Genomic DNA, 7,269 nt, shown 5'->3' with positions numbered 1-7,269 from the left:
CCTGCGAGGAAAGCACCTCGGCCTCGCGCAGCTTGTGGATGATCTCTTCGGAACTAAAGCGTTTCTTGGGCATCGTCCAGTCTCCTCGTCATAAGTCTATGAACTTTGGATCTGGACCAGAAATTTCAGGTCAGCTCAGCGGTATCGGAGCTGTTGCATGAAAGGACGTGCTTTACCTTTCGATGACTTTGCGTTGTTCGGCAGTCGCTTCTATATGAAGTGGCTTGGTGGATGCCGGAACGAACGCGGCGCATACATCGGTATTCGGCCATGGCCTTGAAACGGAGGAGGGCGCGGGATGGCTTATCGTGCAGCAAGTGCGGCAAAGCGTTGCCTGTGCATATCCGGCCTGTCGGCGGGAAGTTGGCGCATCGGTCGCGTATTGTGGATTTTCGCTTTGGGCGCCGTCGCCGGATGGATGGCTGGAGCTGGTGCGTGGGCACAAGACTCTGTGACGCGTGCAGGAAGCTCCGCTTATCAGGCGATTGAGGCGAGGCAGGGGCGTTTGTCGGGTGATGGGGTGGAGCTGGAGGCGGATTCGGCTGGTCGTGATGCTCGGCGGCCGGTGTTGCGTTTTATGGATCCGAAGGAGCAGGCGGTGGAGGAGCGGCGTGTGTTTCTCTCTGGTGTGTTGCCTGCTGATGGAGAGGATGTGTGTGCGACGGTGCCGCCGCCTGAGCGGCAGAAACGTGGTGTGGATGAGCGGCTGTGTCCGGTGTGGCAACGGCAGGCGTTGCCGAAGCGGTAGGTGTTTGGGTGGCTTGCTTGTGTGGGCAGCAGGGCATCTTTTTGGGAAGTGAAAATCCAGTTTGCGCTGAACCCGCCGGTTAAAAGCGAACTTCCCATGGAAGCTTTTCAGGTTCTTGCAACTCAGCAGAGTTGGCCGCGATAGAAAGCGAACATTTTTCCTGGACGCCATTCCGGCGAAGGCCGGAATCCACGCTTCGCACTCGCCATGGATTCCGGCCTTCGCCGGAATGACCGGTTGGTGGCTTTGACGATCGGCGGTGACTTGCTGGCTTCGATGTGGTTGTCGAAAAAGCACGGTGCTCGAAGGTCTTCTTGTTTCGCGTCGTTTCACGCAGATGTTCACGAGAGAAGTGTGATGGCGTACGAGTGACGGCAACGATGCGCGCGTATTTTTCCTAATTTTCAGCGCCGTCTGAAGCATGCGCTGACAGAATACTTTTGGAAAAATCCTGGAGTACCGCCAGCTGGCGTTCTTGCAAACTGCGTACTTCTTAAAAGACGTATTCAGGATTGAAGGGCGTGTCTTCGAGCAGGATTGATCTTCGCGCAAGGTCTTTGCGCATGGGTGTGCAACGTCTTGCCGCTCCCCGCTATGCAGGCCTGGCGCTGGCAGTGGCCTATGGCTTGGCGCAGGCGGGTACGGCGCATGCGCAAACGGCGCAGCCGGGACAGGAAGGACAGGAGGCGCAGCGGCGCCTGAGCCGCGAGCTGGAGCGTGTGCAGGATGCGGTGGCCGACAAGCAGCATATGCTCAAGCGCAGCCGCAAGCAGAAAGAAGGCGCCTTCCAGCCGCCAGCGGAAACATCGTGCTTTGCCGTAAACGATGTGCGCTGGACCGGCAGCGAGCCGTTTCTTTGGTTGCCGGGCACGGTATCGCTGCGCGGCATGTGCCTGGGACATGAGGGCTTGCAGGCGCTGCAGCGCTATTTGACCGGACAACTGATCCAGCGCGGCTATGTCACCAGCATGGCGATCATTCCGCAGCAGAGCCTGGCCGATGGCATGCTGACGATCCAGGTGATTCCGGGTCGCATCGGCAAATTTATCGACAAGGCGACTGGCGAGGCCCTGCGTGCGCGCAATGCGCTGCCGGTACGCGAAGGCGATGTGTTGAATGTGCGCGATCTGGACCAGGCGCTGGAGAATATCCGCCGCGTGCCGGGGCAGGCTACCGCCAAGTTCACGCTGACGCCCGGCGACGAACCCGGCACCAGCGACATCACCCTGGATCGTCAGCGCGGCAAGAGTCCCTGGCATGTGTTGTTCACGGCGGACAACAGCGGGCTGGATGCCACTGGCCAGAATCAGCTGGGCGTTATTGCGGTGCTGGATTCGCCCTTGCAACGCGACGATCTGCTGTTGCTCACCTACAGCAACAATATGAATATCGGCAACGCACGCCAGGCCTCGCGCGCTGTGGGTACCAGCTGGTCGCTGCCGGTGGGCTATTGGAATTTTTCGCTCAACGCCAACAGCTCCTATTTCAAGCAGACCTTCGATCTGGTGGGCGGCGGCCATATCGCCTATACCGGCTATACGACGATGGCGCAGGTGGGGGCGGACCGGGTGCTGCATCGTACGCAGCGCAGCCGCAGCACGGTGAAGCTGCAGCTCAATCGCCGCAAGGATTCCAATTTTCTCGGCAACGAGCGCCTGGGCGTGCAGCAGCGCGATATCACAGGCTTCGGCGCCAGCTACGACTACCTGCACTACGTGGGGCAGTCCACGCTGCACGGCACGGTGGGCGTGCGCGGCAGCATGCCCGGGCTTTCCAGTGTGCCGGGGTATGTGGCAGGCAGCAGCCACTGGAACGGCAGCTACCGTGTCGGCACGGCCAACGTCGATGTCAACGTGCCCTTTGCCATCGGCAAGCAAGGTTTCAGCTACGAAGGCAATCTCTACGGCCAGCATGCTTTTACGCCGCTGCCGTGGACCGAATACCTTTCGGTAAACAGCCGCTACGCCGTGCGCGGCTTCGATGGCCGCTATGTCTTTACCGCCGAGAACGGCTGGGTATCGCATAACAACATTGTGTGGAACAGCGGCGGCAAGCTGGGCAATCCGTATGTGGGCGTGGATGCGGCCAAGCTCAGCGGGCCGTCTCTGCGCCCGGGCGGCAGCCAGCATTTCAGCAGCGTAAGCCTGGGTCTGCGCGGCAGCGTGGCGCGGCTGAGCTACGACCTTTCGGTCGGGCAGGCGCTGAACAAGCCAAAGGCGGTTCCCAACGGCGGCTTCAATGTGTCGCTGCAGATGGTGGCGCGCTTCTAAGTCCTCTTTTTTGCCGGCCGCCCTGGCCGGTCCCGTATGCCGGCTGGCCATGGAGGGCTGCCGGTCCCAGGGGGATATCCATAGTGAGGCAATACTTATATGTCGAACTCAAGCAACAAGCCCATGTACCGGCGCGAGCTGTATGCAGCGTTGGCCCTGGCCCTGCCGGCCAGTGCTTTCGCGGCGATCGTGCCGGGAGCTGGCGGTCCTGCGGTAACGCAGGGCGGCGGCAGCGCGCCGGTGGTCAATATCGTTGCGCCCAATAGTGCGGGCGTGTCCCACAACCGTTTCGACACGTTCAATGTCGATACGCAAGGTGTGGTGCTCAACAACAGCGTCAACGGTGCGAACTCGCAGCTGGCCGGGCAGATTGCCGGCAATGCGAACCTCGCCGGCGGTGCGGCCAAGGTGATCATCACCGAGGTCACCGGCAAGACCGGCACCGTGCTGAATGGTGCTACGGAAATCGCCGGGCAGCGGGCCGCGTTGATCATGGCCAACCCCAACGGCATCAGTGCCAATGGCGCCAGCTTTATCAACGCTTCGCGCGTAACCCTGACCACCGGTGCCCCGCAACTGGGTGCGGATGGCAGCGTGGCGGCGATCAAGGTGGCCGGTGGCAATATCAGCGTCATCGGCAAGGGCCTGGACGCTACCGGTGCCGACAAGGCCGATCTGCTGGCGCGCAGCGTCACCTTGAATGCGCAGTTGAACGCCAAGCAGCTGCGCGTGGTGACCGGCCCCAACAGCGTGCAGTACGCCGACGGCAAGGTGACGGCGGCTACGGCCACCGACGCCGCGCCGAAGGTGGCGCTGGACGTGTCCCAGCTCGGCGGCATGTACGCCAATGCGATTGAGCTGGTCGGTACCGAAAAGGGCGTGGGCGTGAATGTGTCCGGTACGGTGCAGGCACAGTCTGGCTCGCTGAATGTGACCAATGCCGGCGCCGTGAGCGTCACCAGCACCGGTACGCTGAAGGCCCAGCAGGACATGAACCTGACGGCCAGCAGCGTGATCAGCGACGGTGCGCTGAGCACGGCCCAGGGCGACATCACCGCCACGGCCGCGGCCGGCGCCGAATCGGCCAAGTTCGTCAGCAACGGCACCGTGAGTGCGGGCGGCAAGCTGTATGCAAACGGCTTTGACTCCAAGGTGGTGGGCGAGCTCAACACCAGCGACGGCGGCCTGCTGCACGACGACAACGGCAACACCATCGGTTCAAACAGCCAGATCGACGATGGCAACAACGATGTGGGTGGCGATTGGGACGGTGACTGGGCATCGTGGTTCCCGCAGCCGCCTGCCAATGAGGCCAAGCCGGGTACCGGCAATGTGATCAACACGGGTGGCAACCAAGCCACCGGCAGCACCATCAATACCGGCGGCAACCACGTCACGGACGGTACGGTGAACACCGGTGGCAACGTCGCCAGCAACGGCGGCAACGTCAACACCGGCGGCAATACCGTCAACGGCGGCAGCCTGAATACCGGTGGTCAGACTTCGCATGGCGAAGACATCACCACCGGCGGCCAGCAGGTGACCGGCACCGACAGCCAGCCAGTGGCTGCCGGCGGCACGGTCAACGAAGGCAACAACCAGGTGAGCAACGGCGGCACGGTGCACGACGGCGACAACCAGGTTGCTGCGGGCGGCACGGTGAGCTCGGGCAACAACGTGGCCAATGGCGGCACGATCGATACTGGTGGCAACACGGTTGGTACCGGCAGCACGATCAACACCGGCGGCAACCATGTCACGGGTGGCACGGTCAACACGGGCGGCAATGTCGCGAGCAATGGCGGCAGCGTCAACACCGGCGGCAACACCGTCAACGGTGGCAGCCTGAACACGGGTGGCCAGACTTCGCATGGCGAAGACATCACCACCGGCGGCCAGCAGGTGACCGGTACGACCCCGCCGTCCAACTCGGGCAACGTGGTGATCGGCAAGCCTGGCGACAACGTGGTGATCGGCAATGGCAACGGCAACGTGGCCATCGGCGACAACGTGACCATCGCCGGCAAGCCGGTTCCGCCGACCGATGGTGCGTCGGGCCAGGGCAATAACCAGGTGAGCAACGGCGGCACGGTGCACGACGGCGACAACCAGGTTGCCGCGGGCGGCTCGGTGAGCTCGGACAACAACGTGGCCAATGGCGGCACGATCGATACTGGTGGCAACACGGTGGGTACCGGCAGCACGATCAACACCGGCGGCAACCATGTCACGGGTGGCACGGTCAACACGGGCGGCAACATTGCCAGCAATGGCGGCACGGTGAGCACGGGTGGCAACACCGTCAACGGCGGCAGCCTGACCACCGGCGGCCAGACCTCGCACGGCGAAGACATCACCACCGGTGGCCAGCAGATCACCGGCGCGGGCAGCCAGCACGTGGCTACCGGCGGCACGGTGAGCGAAGGCAACAACCAGGTGAGCAACGGCGGCACGGTGTCGTCGGACGGCAACCAGGTTGCGGCGGGCGGCACGGTCGACATCGGCGACAACGTCGCCGATGGCGGTTCCATCTATTCCGGCGGCAACACGGTCGGTAGCGGCAGCATCGTCGATTCGGGCAACAACATCGTTGGCGCGGGCGGTTCGATCAGCACCGGCACGAATGTGTCGAGCGACCACGATGGCATCGTGCATGCCGATGGAAGCGTGACGGGTCCGGGCTATGTGATCGACGCCGCCGGCAATATCACGGTGGATCCGACGCAGGTGCCGGGATGGCCGGGTATTTCGGCCACCGGCGGCCAGATCGCGCAGGGTACAAACGTCGCCAGCGGCGGCCAGGTAACCAGGCCGGTCGATGTCGGTACGGCAGATGCCGGGCAGGATCATCTGTCGTCGTTCCTGGATGGTTTGCTCGGCGCGATCGGTTCGGTCGGCGTGGTGCATCAGGGCGACGCGCAGTACGTTCCGGCGCATCGCCCGGGTTCGATCGTCATCAATGGCGTCACGGTCGTACCGGCAGGTTCCGGCGGCTATGTCTCCGCGGATGCGGGTCGTCCGGTAGCCACGCCGCCGCCACCGCCGCCGGCGTACGTGCCGCCGCCGTCCCTGCCGCCGGTGTTCGGCTTGCCGGCGTTTGGCGGACCCGCGTTCGGTCCGGTGTTCAACGTGCCGATGCATCAGTCGGGCGGCTTCCCGGCGTTCGGTTTCGCTCCGGCGATGCCGAGCTACTTCCAGCCGCAGCCGGTGTTCTCGTTCCCCGCGATGAACTTCCCGGCACCGACACTGCCGCCGCCGATGGCCCAGCAGTCTCGTCCGTCTGCGCCGGGTTATTTCCGTCCGCAGCGTTGGTCGATGTGGTAAGCCGCAGGCCGGTCTGGTTTTACCTGGATCGGCAGCTGTAGCAGAACGGCCGGAGCTCAGGCTCCGGCCGTTTTTTTGTTTGCAGAAATGGCGTGCGGATCGATGGGAAAAAATCTGCCGTGTGGGTTTGCGGCTGCGGCACCGGCGCCAAGTAAAAGCGATGGTTTCGATCGACTATCTCGTGCACCAACGGCGACTGTGTAATAGGACGAAAACCAACTTTTGAAGGCCTGGAAATTTCTGGTAGGGAGGCGGTGCGGTGTTTCCTAACATGTTCTTCATTACGTGGTTACTGTTTCTGCACTCAGCAATTCCCCGTTTTCCTCTCCATCGGCAATGGATGATTCATCCCTCAGTACGTCAGCTTTACCCCTGAACTGACGTTCCTTTATTGATGGATGACCGATGGAGGGGATCTTTTTTGCGCCGGTGCCAAGCTTCAACACCGGCGCACGCTGCGCGTCAATTTCCCCGATAGGTGGAATACCCATATGGACTCAGCAGCAGAGGGATGTGATATCCCTGGGCAGGGTCGTCGACGCGAAAAGTCACCGTTACCGATGGGAAAAAGCTTGACTGCGTGTGTGCCGTGAACCAGTCGCCGGTGGCGAAGGTGACTCGATAGATACCCTTGTGCAGCGCTTGCTTGGCGGGAAGCAGGTTGCCAACGCGCCCCTGTGCATTGGTCGTCTGTTGCGACAGCAGCGACCATGTTTCATGGTCCGACGCCTGTTCTTCCAGCGTAACCCCAACGGATGGCGCAGGCTCGCCATGCACCTGGTCGAGCACATGTACGCTGATCGAACGGGGTTCCGCCGCGAAGGCAGATGCGCCTGCCAGCGCAAGTGACAGGCCCAGTGCCGTTGTTTGAAGGTATTTCATTGGAAATCTCCATGCATGGTTTGATTGGCTGCGCGAGCAGTTGCT

The 7,269-nt window shown here is 62.4% G+C and carries 5 protein-coding genes; 3 read left to right on the top strand and 2 right to left on the bottom strand.

Annotated features, from left to right (window positions below):
- The first annotated feature begins 298 nt into the window (after nucleotides 1-298).
- From IGX34_RS13140 to IGX34_RS13130, 3 genes are all read left to right on the top strand, one after another.
- Entirely contained in the window at nucleotides 299-748 is a 450-nt protein-coding gene (locus IGX34_RS13140) for a hypothetical protein (protein ID WP_192556170.1), read from the top strand.
- 563 nt (nucleotides 749-1,311) lie between these two features.
- Complete coding sequence (locus IGX34_RS13135; protein ID WP_192556169.1) at nucleotides 1,312-3,018, top strand: ShlB/FhaC/HecB family hemolysin secretion/activation protein; 1,707 nt, start codon at nucleotides 1,312-1,314, stop codon at nucleotides 3,016-3,018.
- A 99-nt stretch (nucleotides 3,019-3,117) separates the two neighbouring features.
- Nucleotides 3,118-6,342 carry a two-partner secretion domain-containing protein gene (locus IGX34_RS13130; protein WP_192556168.1) on the top strand — a complete coding sequence of 1,075 codons (3,225 nt, stop codon included), beginning with the start codon at nucleotides 3,118-3,120 and terminating at the stop codon, nucleotides 6,340-6,342.
- Between the two features lie 281 nt (nucleotides 6,343-6,623).
- Here the strand turns inward: IGX34_RS13130 and IGX34_RS13125 are convergent, their stop codons facing one another.
- Complete coding sequence (locus tag IGX34_RS13125; protein ID WP_192556167.1) at nucleotides 6,624-6,833, bottom strand: hypothetical protein; 210 nt, start codon at nucleotides 6,831-6,833, stop codon at nucleotides 6,624-6,626.
- Nucleotides 6,805-7,224, bottom strand: coding sequence for a hydroxyisourate hydrolase (gene uraH / locus IGX34_RS13120; RefSeq protein WP_192556166.1), 420 nt, complete (start codon nucleotides 7,222-7,224; stop codon nucleotides 6,805-6,807). Before uraH ends, IGX34_RS13125 begins: the two co-directional genes overlap by 29 nt.
- Nucleotides 7,225-7,269: the final 45 nt, after the last annotated feature.

Origin of the sequence: Dyella acidiphila (assembly GCF_014863405.1) — a bacterium.
Lineage (GTDB): Bacteria > Pseudomonadota > Gammaproteobacteria > Xanthomonadales > Rhodanobacteraceae > Dyella_B > Dyella_B acidiphila.
This window is presented reverse-complemented; position numbering and strand designations above follow the sequence as displayed.